Origin of the sequence: Streptomyces nitrosporeus (genome assembly GCF_008704555.1) — a bacterium.
GTDB lineage: Bacteria > Actinomycetota > Actinomycetes > Streptomycetales > Streptomycetaceae > Streptomyces > Streptomyces nitrosporeus.
In genome coordinates this window covers 4,225,753-4,242,123 of the sequence record NZ_CP023702.1, presented here as the reverse complement: position 1 = coordinate 4,242,123, position 16,371 = coordinate 4,225,753, and the positions used below count along the sequence as shown (strand labels likewise).

The following is a 16,371-nucleotide window of genomic DNA, read 5'->3' as shown; positions in this document are numbered from 1 at the left end:
GGACCGCCATGCCGCTCCACCGGGGCTCCCCCGACCGCGTTCCGTCCGACGAGCACCGCAGGCTGGCCCTGAGCCCGATGCTCGGGGAGGCCGATCCGACCGCCTCGATGGCCGCCGCCCCGCCGCGGTACCGGCTGCCGGACGGCCCGATGCCCCCGTCGACCGCCTACCGCCTCGTCCACGACGAGCTGATGCTCGACGGCAACTCACGGCTCAACCTCGCGACCTTCGTCACCACCTGGATGGAGCCCGAGGCCGGCACGCTCATGGGCGAGTGCCGGGACAAGAACATGATCGACAAGGACGAGTACCCGCGCACCGCCGAACTGGAACGACGGTGTGTGGCGATGCTCGCGGACCTGTGGAACGCGCCCGAGCCCCGTACCGCGATGGGCTGCTCGACCACCGGGTCCAGCGAGGGCTGCATGCTGGCCGGCCTGGCGCTCAAACGGCGCTGGGCGGCCCGGAACGCCGGCCGCTATCCGGCCCGGGCCCGGCCCAACCTGGTGATGGGCGTCAACGTGCAGGTGTGCTGGGAGAAGTTCTGCACGTTCTGGGAGATCGAGGCGCGGCAGGTCCCGATGGAGGGCGAGCGCTTCCATCTGGACCCGCAGGCCGCCGCCGAGCTCTGCGACGAGAACACCATCGGGGTGGTGGGCATCCTCGGCTCGACCTTCGACGGCTCCTACGAGCCGGTCGCCGAGCTCTGCGCGGCGCTGGACGAACTCCAGGAACGTACCGGTCTCGACATCCCGGTCCATGTGGACGGGGCGTCCGGCGCGATGGTGGCCCCGTTCCTCGACGAGGACCTGGTGTGGGACTTCCGGCTGCCCCGCGTGGCCTCGATCAACACCTCGGGGCACAAGTACGGCCTGGTCTACCCGGGTGTCGGCTGGGTGCTGTGGCGTTCGCCCGCCGAACTTCCGGAGGAGCTGGTGTTCCGGGTCAACTACCTCGGCGGTGACATGCCGACCTTCGCGCTGAACTTCTCCCGGCCGGGCGCCCAGGTGGTGGCGCAGTACTACACGTTCCTGCGTCTGGGCCGCGAGGGCTACCGTGCGGTCCAGCAGGCGTCCCGGGACGTGGCGACGCGGCTGGCCGGGGGGTTCGAGGCGCTGGGCGACTTCCGGCTGCTGAGCCGGGGCGACCAGCTCCCGGTGTTCGCCCTGACGACGGGCCCCGGTGTCGGGGCGTACGACGTGTTCGACGTGTCACGGCGGCTGCGGGAGCGCGGCTGGCTGGTGCCCGCGTACACCTTCCCGGCCAACCGGCAGGACCTGGCGGTGCTCCGGGTGGTCTGCCGCAACGGTTTCACCTCGGACCTCGCCGAGCTGCTGCTGGACGACATGACCCGGCTGCTGCCCGAGCTGCGGGCGCAGCCGCACCCGATGAGCACGGACCGGGCGGCCATGACGTCCTTCCACCACTGAGGGATCCGGGCAAAGGAGGGCCGGGCCGGCTCGCGGTGTCCGCCGGGGCCGGCGGCCGGACGCCTCAGGTGTCCCGGCCGCCGGCCCCGGCCGCGTCCTGGGCGGGCCGGGCGGGCGCCGCAGTCCCGGCGGACGGGCCGCCCTCACCGGCGAAGGTGTAGGCGCCCGCCTCGATCCGGGCGATCAGGCCCCGGGTCCACTCGGCTCCCGCGTCGGCCGTGTGCATCCACAGGTTCATGATCTCGCCGATGTGCCCGAGCGACCCGGTGCCGCCGGCCGGTACGTAGTGCCCGGTGACCGAGGCCCGCCGGCGCTCTATGGCGTCGATCCGTTCCCGGAGCAGTGCCACCGCCTCGGAGCGTTCCAGATCGACGACGAACCCGACGCCCGCGGTGAGCACGTCCGTGTTCTGGTCGTGCGCGGTCAGGGACGACCGCAGGAGGGCGAGGTACTCCTCGGTCCCCCGCTCGGTGATCTCGTACTCGGTGCGGGGCGGGCCGCCCGCCGTGGACGGGGCCGTCCCGTGGGCGAGCAGCAGTCCCTCCTTGGCCATCTGCTTGAGCGCGTGGTAGATCGAGCCCGGCTTGGCACGGGACCACTCGTGCGCGCCCCAGGCCTCCAGGTCGTTGCGGACCTGGTAGCCGTGGGCCCGTCCGTGCCGGCGGACGGCGCCCAGGACCAGGAGCCGGATCGCGGACATACCACCCACCCTCCGTAGTCAGTTCCGGCCAGCGTAGCCCGCTTCCTCGGCGACCAGTTCGAGCGCGGACCTGCCGTCCAGCGTCTCCCGGAGGATGTCCGCGTGGCCCGCGTGCCGTCCGATCTCCTCCACGAGGTGGATCAGCATCCAGCGCATGGAGCAGCGGGTGCCCGGGGGGAACCAGGGCGCCTCGGGCAGCGGGAAGGTGTCGTCCATGCCGTCGATGCCGGACCGGATGAACGCCTCGGTCTCCGCGGCGGTCTTCGACCACTCCTCCAGAACGTCGGGGACGGTCTCGCCGCCGGTGAGACGGAACCCGTCCGCCCAGGTCCGCTCGTCGCGCTCCTTGTCGTTCGGCTGCCGCTGGGCCATCCGGAGCCAGTTCAGTTCCATCTCCGCCACGTGCTTCAGCAGTCCGGAGAGGGAGAGGCCGCTGACGCCCGGACGGCTCGCCGCCTGCTCCTCGGTGAGCCCGAGCACCGAGCGGCGGACGGCGCCCCGCTGGGCCTCGACGAAGGCCAGGAGCGCGCCGCGCTCGTCGCCAGGGGCTTCGGGGGGAACAAAAGTGACCACGGTGATGTCCGCCTTCATGTCGCGATGTACTGCGCGGGCCTCGGCCCGCACCCACAACATAGGAGCGGATCAGGACACTTCCTGTCCTCTACGGGCGCCGTCAGAAGGGAAAGTGTGTGCGCCCGTGCTGGACCGACATCCACTGCCAGGTGGTGAAGGCGTCCACAGCCGCGTCGCCGTTCAGCCGGCCGAGGCCCGACATCTTCTCCCCGCCGAAGGCGGCCTTGGGATCGTCCTGCACGGTCGAGTCGTTGACGTGGAACATCCCGCTCTCGATCCGGCGCGCGAACCGCACGCCCCGTTCGAGTTCCGCCGTGTGGACCGCGCCGCTGAGGCCGTACGGCGTGTCGTTGACGAGGCGTACGGCCTCGTCGTCGCCGGAGAAGGGCACGAGCAGGGCCACGGGGCCGAAGATCTCCTGCCTCAGCAGGGGCGAGTCCTCCGGGAGGCCGGTCAGTACGGTCGGTTCGACGAGGTTGCCCCGGGTGCGGCCCCGCACCGGCGCGGTGGCCCCCTGGGCGAGGGCCTCCTCGACCAGTGCCGTCAGCGCGTCCGCCTGGAACCCGCTGATGACCGGGCCGATACGCACGTCGGGGTCGCGCGGGTCGCCCGTCCTGAGGGCCGCCACCTGTGCGGTGAACAGCCGGGTGAACTCCGCGTGGACGGACCGGTCCACCAGGATGCGGTTGGCGGCCATGCTGACCTGGCCCTGGAACATGAAGCGGCTGTGCACCGCCGCTTCGACGGCCTGGTCGATGCCGGCGTCGTCCAGGACCACCAGGGCGCTGTTGCCGCTGAGTTCGAGAATGGTCCGCTTGAAGAGCCCCGCCGCGGTGGCGGCGACATGGCGTCCCACCCGGTCCGAGCCGGTGAACGAGATGACCTTCGGCACGGGGTGCCGGATGAAGCTGTCGCCGATCTCGGCGCTGTCGGTGACGAGGACGTTGAGCAGCCCGGCGGGCAGCCCGGCGTCCTCGAATATATTCGCCACCAGCGCCCCGCCGGCCACCGGCGCGTTCTGGTGGGGCTTCACCACGGCCGCGTTCCCGAGGGCCAGGGCGGGCGCGACGGTCTTCATCGTCACCAGGAAGGGGAAGTTGAAGGCGCTGATGACCCCCACCACGCCCACGGGGAGCCGGTAGAGCCGGTTCTCCTTGCCCTCCGCGGCTGCCGGGAGCAGCCGGGCCGCCGGTCCCAGGGCCTGCTCCGCCGCCTCGCGCAGGAAGTCCTGTGCGGCACGCACCTCGTAACCGGCCCTGAAGCGGGTGGCACCGAGTTCGTCGATGATCATCTCGACGATCTCGTCGAAGCGTTCACCGATCAGGAGCCCGGCCTTCTCCAGCACGGAACGGCGCTCGTAGGGGCCGGCCGCGGCCCATTCGGGCTGGGCGCGTTCCGCCGCCCGGTAGGCCCGATCGACCTCGGCGGCGGTGGCGACGGTGACGGAGCAGAGTTTCTCACCGTTGTAGGGATTGAAATCGATGATGTCCCACGAGCCGCTGCCGGTCAGCCACTCGCCGTCTATGTACTGGTGGGCCAGTTCATTGAACGACATGCAATCCCTTACTGCAGGTTCAATCCCCTGTCGGACCGTCATCGTACGTGTGTATCAGGTCAGTTGGAGCAGTCCACGGAGAAGATCCCGGCTCTCCTCGGGACCCGGGCTGTCGGTGTGGAGCCGCGTCATCGCCTTCTCGTACTGGGCAACCTCCTCCGGCTTGTCCAGATAGAGCGCGCTCGTCAGCTGTTCCAGGTAGACGATGTCCGACAGGTCGGACTCCGGGAAGCGCAGCATGGTGAAAGCGCCGCTCTCGCCCGCGTGTCCGCCGAAACTGAAGGGCATCACCTGGAGCGTGACGTTCGGCTGCTCCGACATGTCGATCAGGTGCCGCAACTGGGCGCGCATCACGTCGCGTTCGCCGTAGGGGCGGCGCAGCGCGGCCTCGTCGAGCACGGCGTGGAAGCGGGGTGCCCGTTCGGAGACGAGCGCCTTCTGGCGCTCCAGGCGCAGCGCGACCCGGCGGTCGATCTCCGCGGCGGGCGCCCCGGGCATGCCGCGGGAGACGACGGCGTGGGCGTACGCCTCGGTCTGCAGGAGGCCGTGCACGAACTGGACCTCGTAGATACGGATGAGCGAGGCGGCGCCCTCCAGACCGATGTAGGTCTGGAACCAGCCGGGCAGCACATCGCCGAAACTGTGCCACCAGCCCGCCACGTTGGCCTCACGGGCCAGGCCGAGCAGTGACTCGCGCTCCGCCTCGTCCGCGACGCCGTACAGCGTGAGCAGGTCCTCCACGTCCCTGGCCTTGAAGCTCACCCGTCCCAACTCCATGCGGCTGATCTTCGATTCGGAGGCGCGGATGGAGTAGCCGGCCGCCTCACGGGTGATCCCCCGCGACTCGCGCAGTCGCCTGAGCTGTGAGCCCAGCAGGATGCGCCGCACCACAGATCCACTCGACTCGCCTGCCGACACCGGCGGTTCCCTCCCCATCGCTTCCCTTGCACCCGGAGCACCCCCGAACCCCGGACCGGGATTCTGCCACCAAAACGCTTCAGCCCGTACTCATTCGGTTACGGAAATGGCAAGGGTTCCGGAAAGGCCCCGAACCCGTTGGTGGAAGAAATGACCAAGAAACGGCATGGTATCGGGCGAGTCCGGCGCGTGCACGTGCATCTGCCCTTGCATCTGCTCTGCGCATTGGGAACCATGGTCCCCGCGCACCTGCGTGCTCGTTCGTGTTGTGCCGCTGTACCTCCGTAGTGCCGCTACCAGCAGTGCCGCTACAGCCGCGAATCCCGGGAGTGCCTCGCATGGGGACGAATGGATCGACGATGCTCGAGCCGTTACGGCAGGGGCTTCCCCCCATCGACCCCTCAGCGGTCGCCGGATCGGCCTCCTGCGCCTTGCCGTCCCGCTACGAAGCGGTGCGCGGGGCACGGAAGTTCACCCGAACGACGCTCACCTCGTGGGACCTGGGCGACCGGTTCGACGATGTGGCGCTGGTCGTCTCCGAACTGGTCACCAACGCGCTGCGGCACGGCCTTCCCTGCGATCCCGCACCCGAACGCTCCGAAGGATGCGTACGGCTGCACCTGATGCGCTGGACCTCCCGGCTGATCTGCGCGGTGCGCGACCACAGCGAGGAGAGCCCGGTGGCGGGCGAGGCGGCCGATTCCGCCGAATCGGGCCGGGGGCTCTTCCTGGTCGAGGCCTTCAGCGACTCGTGGGGCTGGCACCCGTCCCCCGCACCGGCCGGCGGGGCGCCGGCCGAGGGGACGCGCGGCAAGGTGGTGTGGGCGCTGTTCCGGCTCGCCGACCAGACCCCCGGGAACACCGCCGAGACATTCGGACGGCCGGGCCCGACGGCACCGGCCGGGTCCTTGTCCGACAGGGTGTGAGAAGGGCCGGCCGGTTACCGGACGGGCCCGTGCCCCCGGCCGGCCGGGGGCGTCCGCCGCCCCGGCACGTCGCCGTACGGGCGCACACCGAAGCGCGGTACCGGGCGGCCGTCCGGCATACGGGCGCACACCGGCGCGCGCGGACGCCCCGGACCGCCCGCGCGGCTCCGGACGGAGACGGCCGGCCCCCGCCCGCTTCACCCGCTTCCGGATACGGCGGTGGTCAGCCGCCCGTCGCCAGGTGGTCGAACTCCCCGTCCTTGGCGCCCAGAAGGAGCGCCTCTATCTCGGCCGGTGTGTAGACCAGGGCCGGACCGTCGGGATGGCGCGAGTTGCGCATCGCCACGTTTCCGCCGGGCAGTTTCGCGAACTCCACACATGATCCCTGGGAGTTGCTGTGTCTGCTCTTCTGCCAGACGACACCGCGAAGCTCTGTGGCCGCCATGCCGTTGTACACGTCGTGCACAGGACGCTCCCCGAGTTGCAAGGTGCAAGTGTCAACTACCTGGGATCATAGCTCTGTTCATATGCATACGCATGAGCAGATGCACGTGCACGTGCGGTGCCCGGACGATTACAGCTCCCGTGCGCACCCGCCGGCCCGTGGTCCGGGACCGCCACCGGTAGGAGAGACGTACGGGGCCGCGATCCGGCTCCCGTTCCCCGGGGCCGCGCAGAGCTCTTTGGTAGCTTGACGCGGTCGGGACGGCCGGGAACCAGCGAGGGGGAACCCTGTGACCACACGTGCGCGTACCGCCTTTGCCGCCTCCGTTCTCGCGGCCGGGTGCTTCCTGGCGGCCTGCGGCGGTGGCGGGGGGTCCGGCGCCTCCGACGACGCGGGGGCGGCGACCGGCTCCACCGCGCCGGCACCCCCCTCCGGCCCTCCGTCCGCTCCTCCCTCCGGGGAGGACCCCGCACCGGACGAGGAGAGCCCCGTGCCGGGGGGCGGCGCCGACGGGGCCGCCGGCACGCTGAAGGGGACCTGGACCGGTACCACCGGCGGCACCGAGGTGGTGCTGTCCATCTCCTCGGGCAAGGCCGCCCTGGTGGCCGGCGGGCATGTCTGCCAGGGCGAGGCGAGCGGCGCCGCCGAGGTCCGGCTGGTGCTGGAGTGCACCGGCGGCGACACCACCCGCACCGCGGGCGCCGCCGAGTCCGGTGCCGACGGGAAGCTCGTCATCACCTGGGACGGCGGGGAGAAGGACACCCTGGCCAGGAAGGACGTCGGCAGGGCACCGACGGAGCCGCCGAAGGCCCCCGCCCCCTGACCGGCCTCGTCCCGCCGGGCACCGCCCGGGGGCTCAGGACTTCCCGGCGGGGCCTTCGAACGCCCGTGAGAACTCCTCCAGCGCCTCCACCAGCATCCGCGTCCCGTCACGCAGGAAGGCGTCCGGAGCGGGCCTCGACTCCGGGTCGTCCTCGGGGAGTTCCCAGCGGGCCATGACCCGGCGGACCTGTTCCCAGTCGGGGACCCGGCGTTCGCGTACCGCCTTCGCCCCCTGGTCGGCCGTCCTGCGCAGGGCCGCCGCCAGCTCCGCCGCGCCGGGCGACGGGCCGGCGGTCCGGGACGGCAGGTGGGCCTCCAGGAGCATCGCGACCCGGCCGAGCTGGGCCAGCGCGTCCTGGGCCTCGTCCGCGGCGGCCCTGGAGATGCCCCGGTGGCGTACCGGCTCGTGCTGGGCGTTCTCCAGGGCCTCCTGCCAGGCGACACGTGCCTGACGGGTGGTGAGCAGGGCCTTGCGTACGTCGTCCAGGTCCCCGGCGGCCGGATCCGCGTAGTACTCCAGGACGGTGGCCGCGTATCCGGTGTCCGTGCTGAGCCAGTCGGCGAGCCGGGTGCGCAGTCGCGGTGTCTCCCAGGCGGGGTAGAGGGCGTACGAGACCATCGCGAGCAGCCCGCCGACCAGGGTGAGGAGGATGCGTTCGGGCACCGTCTGCGACCAGTCGTCACCCGCCATGCCGAGCAGGAACACCACGTAGGCGGCCACGCAGACCTGGCTGACCACGTATCCGGTGCGCATCAGCAGGTAGTTCAGCAGGGCGCAGACCACCGCGAGGGCGGCGGCGAGCCTCGCGTCCGGTTCGAGGCCCTGGACGAGCCCGGTGGCCACTCCGACCCCGACGAGGGTGCCGGCGAACCGGGCGACCGAGCGGGAGTAGGTCTGTGAGAACTCCGGGCGCATCACCATCACGGCGGTCATCGGCGCCCAGTAGGCGTGGCCGAGCGGCAGCGCCGTGCCCATGAGATAGCCGGCGGCGGACACCACCGAGACCCGCACGGCGTGCCGGAGGACCGGTGAGCCCCGGCGCAGTTCGCGGCGCATGGCCGCCAGCACCACCGGGACCAGGCGCAGCAGGGTGGGGCGGCGGTGGGTCTCCAGATCGTCGCGGGGCGGCACACGGGTGCCCGTGCCCTCGGCGATCTCCAGGACGTCGGCGAGCAGCACGTCGAGCCGCTCGGCCGCCCGGCGGGGCGGGCCGGTGAGGATCACCTCGTTGTCCGGGGTCCGCAGGACGCCGAGGTCCGTGGGATCGACGTGGACGGGCTCGCCGTGCCGGATCGCGCGGGCCGCCGCCTCCAGCACATGGCCGGCGGCGGCGAGGAGCTCCCGCACCCAGGCCCGCTCCAGCCCCTCCGGCGGGACGCCCAGTGCCGGGTCCGCCAGCGAGGCCAGCACCGGCCGCAGCCGCTCGGCGATCTTGCGGGCGCCGTGCAGTTCGGCCGGGCGGCTGCGGGCCTGCGCCGGGGTGACGGCCGCCGCGCTGCGGGCGGTCATCAGCGGGACCGGGTCGAAGTGGGCGACGGGGTCGTGGCGCAGCCGGCGGGCGTAGGCGGCCTCCGCCGCCAGTGCGTCGGCCAGCGCGTCGCGCTGGGCGCCCCATCTGCGGACCGGGAAGAGCACGATCAGCGACGCCTGGACCAGGCCGCCGACCGCCATCATCGCGGCGTGTCCGGCGGCGTTCGCGACGGAGGTCGGGAGGGTGACGGTGACCAGCATGATCGCGACGTTGGAGCCCGCGATGATGCCGCCTGTCGACCCGGCCGCCCAGCTCATCCCGGCGGCGAACGTCCAGACGACGAGCACGAGGACGAACAGGACGGTGTGGGTGACGGTGACGTAGCCGACGAAGGTCGAGACGGCCAGACTCGCGCCGGAGACCAGCGCTAGCACGGGGCGGGGGCGCCAGCTGCGCTGGAAGGTGGCGACGGCCGCCTGGTAGGCGCCGAAGGCGGAGCTGGCCGCGATCGCGGGACCGAAGAAGAGGAGGCTGAAGCCGACGACGAGCGCCAGGCCCGCGGCACCGCGCACCGCGACGAGGGGTTCGAGACGTCGTCGCTCGATCCTGAAACCGGAGCGGGCGGTCTCCTTCAGCGCCCGGAGCCAGCTCATGAGCCGAGCCTAACCCCAAATGCCCCAGAAACGGCTTCAAAGGGCTTTATGGGGCTCCTGTGAGCCGGGGCGGACACGGACCCGGATCCGGCTGCCCGTCCGTCCTTCCTCCCCGTCTCCCCGTCTCCCCGTCCGCCCCGTCCGCCCCGTCCGCCCGTCCGCCCCGTCCGTCCGCCCGTCGCGCGGACCGGGTGCCGGGTCAGCCCCCGATCTCCCCCGTCCTGCCGCCCATCCTCGCCCGGTCGGCCGCGGCGGTGCCGTGCGTCCAGCCCTCGGCGTCCGTGGCTCCGCGTACCCGGGTGGTGGTGGTCCGGGGGAACATCCGCTCCGCCGCCTCGGTGACGGCGACGTCCCGGGCGGCCAGCACCGGCAGCAGCCCGCCCGGCCGGCCGGCTCCGCCGGACGCCTCCTCGGCGCCGGCGGCGGCCGTGACCCTGGCGGTGTCCGCCGCGAGGCGGCTGCCGAGGCGCTGGGCGTACGCCATCAGGAACGACTGCCGGAAGGTCTTGGTCCGCTTCCTCCCGCCGGCCCGCTGCCCGGCCTCCGCCTTCGTCATGGCGGCCGTGCCCTGGACCAGCAGGGAGGTGAACAGCAGCTCCACGGCCTCCAGGTCCGGTTCGAAGCCGACGACCGTGGTGAAGCCCAGCTCGCTGTTCCAGACGGCCCGGCAGCGGTTGGCCGAGGCGACCGCGTCGAGCAGGATCGCCTTCGCGCTCTCGTACGGCGCGTCCACCCCGATCCGGCACGCGCCCGGGCCGCCGGTGCCCTGCCCCCGGGCGGCCAGCAGCGCCTCGTCGATGCTGTGCCGGGCCATCAGCTCCTGGGCCTTGGTAGTGAGGGCCTCGGCCTCCTCGGGGAAACCGGTCGCCTCCGCCTTGGCGAGCAGGGCCCGGATCCGCGTGAGCATGCGGGGTTCTTCCGCGGCGGGCGGCCGGTGCGGGAAGCCGGTCTCCCGCGGGCCGCGGCCGGGCGGCGGGCCGACCGGCTCGATCACCGGGAGTCCCAGCAGCAGGCGGTACAGCTCCAGCAGCGCCCAGGCGTAACCGAAGCGGTCGGGCAGGCCGCGCGGGGCGGGGGCCGGCAGCCCGGCGAGCTGGTCCGCCCAGCGGGGCGGCAGAGCGGGATACCGCGCGGTCTCGGCGGTGATCAGAGCGGCGGCCAGGGCGGCCCGGTCCTCGCCCAGCTCGCGCCTGACGACCCGTACGACGTCCGCGGGCTGCCAGCCGCGCTCCCAGGCCCGCCGAAGGAACTCCTCGCCCCTGCGGTGCGCCGCCCCGTCGGAGGCGGGATCGGCGGCGAGCAGGGAGGCCCCGGTGTCCAGCCCGGCGTCGTCCGCCGAGTAGAGGGCCGCCGCGCACGCCTGGTCGATCACCGGTTCCATCAGGCCAGGGTAGGCGGCGGGCACACCACCGGCGGACCGCGGACCGGCCCGTTGTCGGTGGCGGGTGCCAGACTCGCACCATGACCGGACGCTGGGCCCTGGACGCCAGGGAAGGGGGCGGCGCGCAGCTCGTGCCGCTGGGCCCGGACGGCCTGCCCGCCGGGCCCGTGCTGACCGAGCCCGATCTCGTGGAGGCGGTCCGGTCCCGGCCCGGTGTGCTCCGCTGGGTCTGGCGCTCCACCGCCGCGGTCTACCCCGTGCTGCTCGCGGCGGGCGTGCGCGTCGAGCGGTGCTACGACATCGAGTGCGCCGAACTGCTGCTGCTCGGCCACGAGGGACGGTTCGGCGAGCCCCGCTCGGCCGCGGCGGCCTGGGCGAGGCTGCGCGACGCCCCGGTGCCCCCCGACCCGCCACCCCGCTCGGCCGAACCGGGCGCCCAGTCCGCCCTGTTCGAGCCGCAGTCTGGCCAGGACCTGCCCTTCGAGGCACTGCTGGAGGTGTACGCCGGGCAACTGCGCCGCCACGGCCGGACGGAGCATCCGGACAGGATGCGGCTGCTCACGGCGGCGGAGTCGGCGGGGGCGCTGGTCGCCGCCGAGATGAACCGGGCCGGTCTGCCCTGGCGGGCCGATGTGCACCGGGAGGTCCTGGACGAGGTGCTGGGCGAACGGTACGCGGGCGGCGGGGAGCCCCGGAAGCTGGCCGAGGCGGCGAAGGAGGTGTCCGCGGCGTTCGGCAGACGGGTGCGCCCCGAGCTGCCCGCCGATGTGGTGAAGGCGTTCGCGCAGGCCGGGATCAGGGTGCGGTCGACCCGCCGCTGGGAACTGGAGCGGCTCGGCCATCCGGCGGTCGAGCCGCTGATCCGCTACAAGAAGCTGTACCGCCTCTGGACGGCGCACGGCTGGGGCTGGCTGTCGGACTGGGTGCGCGGGGGCCGCTTCCGTCCGGAGTACCAGCCGGGCGGCGCGGTCAGCGGACGCTGGACGACCAACGGCGGCGGGGCGCTCCAGATCCCCAAGGTGATACGCCGGGCGGTCGTCGCCGACGAGGGCTGGCGGCTGGTCGTCGCGGACGCCGACCAGATGGAGCCCAGGGTGCTGGCCGCGATCTCCCGGGACCCGGGGCTGATGGAGGTGGCCGGGCACGAGGGCGACCTCTACACGGCGCTGTCCGACCGGGCGTTCCACGGCGACCGGGACCACGCCAAGCTGGCCCTGCTCGGCGCCGTCTACGGGCAGACCTCCGGTGACGGCCTGAAGAACCTGGCGGCGCTGCGCCGCCGCTTCCCGCGCGCCGTCGCCTATGTCGACGACGCCGCGAAGGCGGGCGAGGAGGGCCGTCTCGTACGCACCTGGCTCGGCCGCACGAGCCCGCCCGCGGCGGGGGCCGGCGAGCAGGAGGAGGCGGGCATCCCGCAGGAGTCCGCCCCGGACGCGCCCGGGGAGGGAGCCGGCGGGTACGGGTACGTCCCCGGCTACGCCTCGTCCGACGCCCGTGCCCGGGGCCGGTTCACGCGTAACTTCGTCGTGCAGGGCAGTGCCGCCGACTGGGCTCTGCTGCTGCTCGCGGCGCTGAGGCAGGCCCTGGCCGCCGGGCGGATGCGGGCCGAACTGGTGTTCTTCCAGCACGACGAGGTGATCGTGCACTGTCCGGCCGGGGAGGCCGCCGCGGTGGTGGAGGCGATCCGGGCGGCCGGGGAGCTGGCGGGCCGGACCGCGTTCGGTGACACACCGGTGCGTTTCCCGTTCACCACGGCGGTCGTCGAGCGCTACTCCGACGCCAAGTGAGGCCCGGCGGCCGGGCCCGTACGCGGTGCGCCCCCGCCCGTACGGCCGCGGGCGGGGGGACGGAAGGGGCCCGGACCGGGACGCAGGATCCCGGTCCGGGCCGGTGCCGCTTCTCTACCCGCGTTCCCACAACGCGGGGACCAGCGGCGGCTCCCACCCCGGGACGGCCGTGTGACCCTGAAGGCAGCGGTAGGAACCGCCGTTGTAGGTCACCCGGTCGCCCGCGCGGTAGGTGGTCCCGGCCGCCCAGGTCCCGCTCGGCGGGGTTGTGGGCGGGTCGGTCGGCGGGTCGGTGGGGCCGGGCTGCTGGGCCACGTCGAGGACGAAGTCGAAGCTGCCCTCCCGGCCCTGTCCGGCGGACCGGACGTTCATCAGCAGTGCCGGGTCGTACAGGGCGTCCGTGGCGTTGCGCGGTTCACCCGGGAAGTACAGCTGGGTGGTCAGCACGGGCCGGCCGGGCGCCTGCGCCTTCACGTGGATGTGGCGGGTGCGGCCGGGGTAGAGGCCCGGCACGATGGTGGTGAGCTTGAACGACCCGTCGGCGCCGGTGAACTGGTGCCCCCGGAAGGCGAACCCGGCCATGTCGTAGGCGCCGTTGGTGTCCGCCTGCCAGAAGTCGAGGAGCACTCCCGGCACGGGCCGGCAGGCCCGGCCGAACACGTAACCGCTCACGGTGAGCGGCACTCCGGGGGTGGAGGACGTCACCAGGCTGGTGCGGAGCGGGGAGTTGGGCTTGAAGTAGGGGCCCTCCATCTGCGGCGGGGTCGGGTCGTCCCCGTCGTCACAGGCCGGCGTGAGCGCGAGGGGGGCGTTGCCGGCTCCGGTGTCCCGGGCCAGTGCCACCCCTCCTCCGGCGACCAGGGGCACGGCGCCCGCCGCCACCGCCGCGCGCAGCAGGCTCTTACGGCTGATCGGGCGGCCGCCCCTCGAACCGTTCCGTAACGCGGCCTCGGACGGCTCCGGGGGCACGGCTGATGTCTCGGTCATGTCTGATTCCTCGGGTACTCGGGACTCGGACTGCTCGGATTCCTCGGAACAGGAGTGGAGTTCAGATCTGCTGCCACAGCGCCGGGACGTTGGGCGGCGTCCAGCCGGGCTGGGCCAGGTGGCCCTGGAGGCAGCGGTAGGTCGCGCCGCCGTAGGTCACCGTGGCGCCGGCGGCGTACGTGGTGCCCGCGGCCCAGGTGCCGCCCGGCTCACCGGTCGGCGGGTCGGTGGGCGGGTCGGTCGGCGTACCGCTGGTGACCAGGGTCAGACCGTAGGCGGAGAGCGCCGGGTTGATGGGCTGGTAGTACGTCGTACCGCCCGAGGAGCAGTTGCCGGAGCCGCCGGACGTGACGCCCTGCGCCTGGCTGCCGGAGATGAACGAGCCCCCGGAGTCGCCCGGTTCGGCGCAGACGTTGGTGCGGGTGACGCCGGAGACGGTGCCCTCCTGGTACGTCACGCTGGTGTTGTGCTGCTGGATCGTGCCGCAGTGCCAGCCGGTGGTGGACCCGGAGCGGCAGACCGACGAGCCCACCACGGCCTGGGTGGATCCGGCGACCGTCACATCGCCGTTGCCGTAGCCGTTGACCAGGGCGCGGGGCGTCCAGTTGGCGTTGACGGCGATCCAGGCGTAGTCGCGGCCGGGGAAGGTGGAGCCCTGGAAGGAGCCCTGCGCCTGCTGGTTGACGCCGTTGGTGGTGACGCCCGGGGTGCCGCAGTGACCGGCGCTGACGAAGCCGTTCTGGGTGCCGCGCTTCACGGGGAAGCCGATGGAACAGCGGCCCGAGCCGTTCATGTAGTACGCGTCGCCGCCGCGGAGGTCCGCGTAGGTGCGGGGCTGCTCGGCCGAGCGGTTGACCTGGACCAGCTCCCGGGAGACGCCCGCGGCCTCGATGAGCCTGTCCGCCGCCGCGGTCTTCGCGGCGTTGACGACGAGGCGGTTGGTGCTCACGTCCACGTACCAGGAGGGGACGCCCTGGGGGGCCTTCTTCAGGGCCACCGCGTCCAGTGCCGCCTTGGCCGCTTCCAGGCGGTCCAGGCTGTGGCCGACGACCTCGGCCCGGGCTCCGGCCCCGGTGATGCGGGCGACGTCGGCGCTGTCGGTCGTGGCGACGGTGAGGACGGCGTCCGCGCCGCTCACCCGGGCACCGGCGAAGTCGGCGCCGAGGGACTTCTCCAGCCCGGCCGCGACGACGGCGGCACGGTACTCGTTGCCTATCCGGGCCTTCGCCTCACCGGCGTCCAGGCCGAGGTCCCGCTGCATGGCCTCGACCAGGCCCGGCGAGAGCTGGTCGGCGGCGGCCGGGGAGGCGGTTCCCTGGGGATCGGCCGAGGCCACACCGGTCAGGCCGGCGAGACCGAGCGCGCCCACCGCGACCGCGGCGGTGGCGGTGGCGAGCGCGCGCTTGCGGAGCGTGGTTCTCTCCACGTGAATCTCCTTGTTCTCAAGGGGGTCGGGCCCCCGGGGGCGGGGGGCTCGGAAGGAGGTGGGGAATGCCGAAAACGTAGCCGAGTGGTCTGTACCAAAGGAGATCCCGCTCACCCCCTACCGCCGCGTTATGGGGGCGGGAGCGGGACGGCGACCGGGACGGAGTCCGCCGCCGCGCAGGTGCCGGCTATAGGCTCGCGCCCATGGCCACGCACGAGCACGAGATCACCGAGCCCGTCGACCTCTGCCTCGCCGACGGCAGCCTGAACCCGGCGGCGGTCGGCTGGTCGCGCACACCGCTGCACCGTGCCAATCTCCGCGGCTGGGGCCGGACCAAGCGGTGGGAGTACTGGTGCGTGACGACCCCCACCCACCTGGTGGCGGTGACCGTCAGCGACCTCGACTTCCTGGCCCTCAGCACCGTCTACTTCCTCGAGTACGGGCCCGGCGGGCGGGAGTTCGAGTGCACCTCGATCGTTCCGGGCGCCCGGGGCGTCCACCTCCCCGACACCGTCGCCGGCGCTCCGGGGTCCGAGGACGTGGTGGCCGGCCCCGCCCGGCCGTCGAGCGGCAAGGTACGCGTCGAGATCCGCGACGAGAACGCCGGCACCCGGCTGCGGGCCCGCTGCCTGACGCCTTCCCGGCTCCCGCTGGAGGCCGACCTCCTGGTCTCCCGGCCCGCGGGCCACGAGTCGCTCTCCGTCGTGGTGCCGTGGAGCGGCCGGCGCTTCCAGTACACGTCGAAGCACACCGCGCTCCCGGCCGCCGGGCGGGTCAGGATCGGTGACGAGGTCCTCGCCTTCGGCGGGGACGACAGCTGGGCGGTCCTGGACCACGGCCGCGGGCGCTGGCCCCGCACCGTCGACTGGAACTGGGGCGCCGCCTCGGGCCGTACGGACGGGCACACGGTGGGCCTCCAGTTCGGCGGGCGCTGGACCGCGGGGACGGGCTCCACCGAGAACGGCCTCTGCGTGGACGGACGGCTCAGCAAGATCGGCGAAGAGCTGGACTGGCGCTGGTCCGCTTCCGACCCGCTGGCCCCCTGGAGCATCCGTACGCCCTCCTCCGGCCAGGTGGACCTGACGTTCACGCCGTTCCACAACCGCTCCACGCGCACGGACGCCGGCCTGATCGCCAACCGCACCGACCAGTGCTTCGGGCACTACGACGGGCGGATCCGCACCGACGACGGCACCGAGATCGCCGTGGACCGGCTGCTGGGCTGGGCCGAGGACGTCCACATGCGCTGGTGACGGACGGGCCGGGCCGGCCGGACGCGGCCGGGGGGCCGTGGGC

General features: G+C 73.2%; 14 protein-coding genes. 5 read left to right on the top strand and 9 right to left on the bottom strand.

Features of this window, described 5'->3' with window-relative positions; all coding sequences use genetic code 11:
* The first annotated feature begins 8 nt into the window (after nucleotides 1–8).
* The gene (gene gad, locus CP967_RS18865; protein ID WP_150489093.1) at nucleotides 9–1,430 is read left to right on the top strand and encodes a glutamate decarboxylase; all 1,422 of its coding nucleotides are present in this window, start codon (nucleotides 9–11) and stop codon (nucleotides 1,428–1,430) included.
* A gap of 64 nt (nucleotides 1,431–1,494) precedes the next feature.
* On the opposite strand, the gene CP967_RS18860 is transcribed toward gad, so the two are convergent.
* The 4 genes from CP967_RS18860 to CP967_RS18845 all read right to left on the bottom strand — a co-directional run bounded on the left by CP967_RS18860 (nucleotide 1,495) and on the right by CP967_RS18845 (nucleotide 5,194).
* Nucleotides 1,495–2,130 carry a PadR family transcriptional regulator gene (locus tag CP967_RS18860; RefSeq protein WP_150489092.1) on the bottom strand — a complete coding sequence of 212 codons (636 nt, stop codon included), beginning with the start codon at nucleotides 2,128–2,130 and terminating at the stop codon, nucleotides 1,495–1,497.
* 18 nt (nucleotides 2,131–2,148) lie between these two features.
* Nucleotides 2,149–2,703, bottom strand: coding sequence for a DinB family protein (locus CP967_RS18855; protein ID WP_150491933.1), 555 nt, complete (start codon nucleotides 2,701–2,703; stop codon nucleotides 2,149–2,151).
* Between the two features lie 100 nt (nucleotides 2,704–2,803).
* Nucleotides 2,804–4,258: an aldehyde dehydrogenase family protein gene (locus tag CP967_RS18850; RefSeq protein WP_150489091.1), complete on the bottom strand. Its 1,455-nt coding sequence runs from the start codon at nucleotides 4,256–4,258 to the stop codon at nucleotides 2,804–2,806.
* Nucleotides 4,259–4,312: 54 nt separating this feature from the next.
* The gene (locus CP967_RS18845; RefSeq protein ID WP_150489090.1) at nucleotides 4,313–5,194 is read right to left on the bottom strand and encodes a helix-turn-helix domain-containing protein; all 882 of its coding nucleotides are present in this window, start codon (nucleotides 5,192–5,194) and stop codon (nucleotides 4,313–4,315) included.
* A 341-nt stretch (nucleotides 5,195–5,535) separates the two neighbouring features.
* On the opposite strand from CP967_RS18845, the gene CP967_RS18840 reads away from it, so the two are divergent.
* Nucleotides 5,536–6,102, top strand: a complete 567-nt coding sequence (locus CP967_RS18840) for an ATP-binding protein (protein WP_150491932.1) — start codon at nucleotides 5,536–5,538, stop codon at nucleotides 6,100–6,102.
* Between the two features lie 223 nt (nucleotides 6,103–6,325).
* Here the strand turns inward: CP967_RS18840 and CP967_RS18835 are convergent, their stop codons facing one another.
* Nucleotides 6,326–6,568 (bottom strand): DUF397 domain-containing protein, encoded by a 243-nt coding sequence (locus CP967_RS18835; RefSeq protein WP_150489089.1) that lies wholly within the window; start codon nucleotides 6,566–6,568, stop codon nucleotides 6,326–6,328.
* Nucleotides 6,569–6,836: 268 nt separating this feature from the next.
* Between CP967_RS18835 and CP967_RS18830 the strand changes: the two genes are divergently transcribed.
* Entirely contained in the window at nucleotides 6,837–7,370 is a 534-nt protein-coding gene (locus CP967_RS18830) for a hypothetical protein (RefSeq protein ID WP_150489088.1), read from the top strand.
* Between the two features lie 33 nt (nucleotides 7,371–7,403).
* Here the strand turns inward: CP967_RS18830 and CP967_RS18825 are convergent, their stop codons facing one another.
* Together CP967_RS18825 and CP967_RS18820 are read right to left on the bottom strand one after the other, a co-directional pair.
* Entirely contained in the window at nucleotides 7,404–9,494 is a 2,091-nt protein-coding gene (locus CP967_RS18825; protein ID WP_150489087.1) for an FUSC family protein, read from the bottom strand.
* Between the two features lie 199 nt (nucleotides 9,495–9,693).
* Nucleotides 9,694–10,875 carry a DUF2786 domain-containing protein gene (locus tag CP967_RS18820; RefSeq protein ID WP_150489086.1) on the bottom strand — a complete coding sequence of 394 codons (1,182 nt, stop codon included), beginning with the start codon at nucleotides 10,873–10,875 and terminating at the stop codon, nucleotides 9,694–9,696.
* 80 nt (nucleotides 10,876–10,955) lie between these two features.
* Between CP967_RS18820 and CP967_RS18815 the strand changes: the two genes are divergently transcribed.
* On the top strand, nucleotides 10,956–12,662 hold the full coding sequence (locus tag CP967_RS18815; protein ID WP_150489085.1) for a bifunctional 3'-5' exonuclease/DNA polymerase: 1,707 nt from the start codon (nucleotides 10,956–10,958) through the stop codon (nucleotides 12,660–12,662).
* A 114-nt stretch (nucleotides 12,663–12,776) separates the two neighbouring features.
* On the opposite strand, the gene CP967_RS18810 is transcribed toward CP967_RS18815, so the two are convergent.
* Nucleotides 12,777–13,649 carry a dioxygenase family protein gene (locus tag CP967_RS18810; RefSeq protein ID WP_150489084.1) on the bottom strand — a complete coding sequence of 291 codons (873 nt, stop codon included), beginning with the start codon at nucleotides 13,647–13,649 and terminating at the stop codon, nucleotides 12,777–12,779.
* Nucleotides 13,650–13,710: 61 nt separating this feature from the next.
* Complete coding sequence (locus tag CP967_RS18805) at nucleotides 13,711–15,075, bottom strand: alpha-lytic protease prodomain-containing protein (protein ID WP_150489083.1); 1,365 nt, start codon at nucleotides 15,073–15,075, stop codon at nucleotides 13,711–13,713.
* 203 nt (nucleotides 15,076–15,278) lie between these two features.
* On the opposite strand from CP967_RS18805, the gene CP967_RS18800 reads away from it, so the two are divergent.
* A complete protein-coding gene (locus tag CP967_RS18800) occupies nucleotides 15,279–16,328 on the top strand; it encodes a DUF2804 domain-containing protein (protein ID WP_150489082.1) in 1,050 nt (349 codons plus the stop codon).
* Nucleotides 16,329–16,371 lie beyond the last annotated feature (43 nt).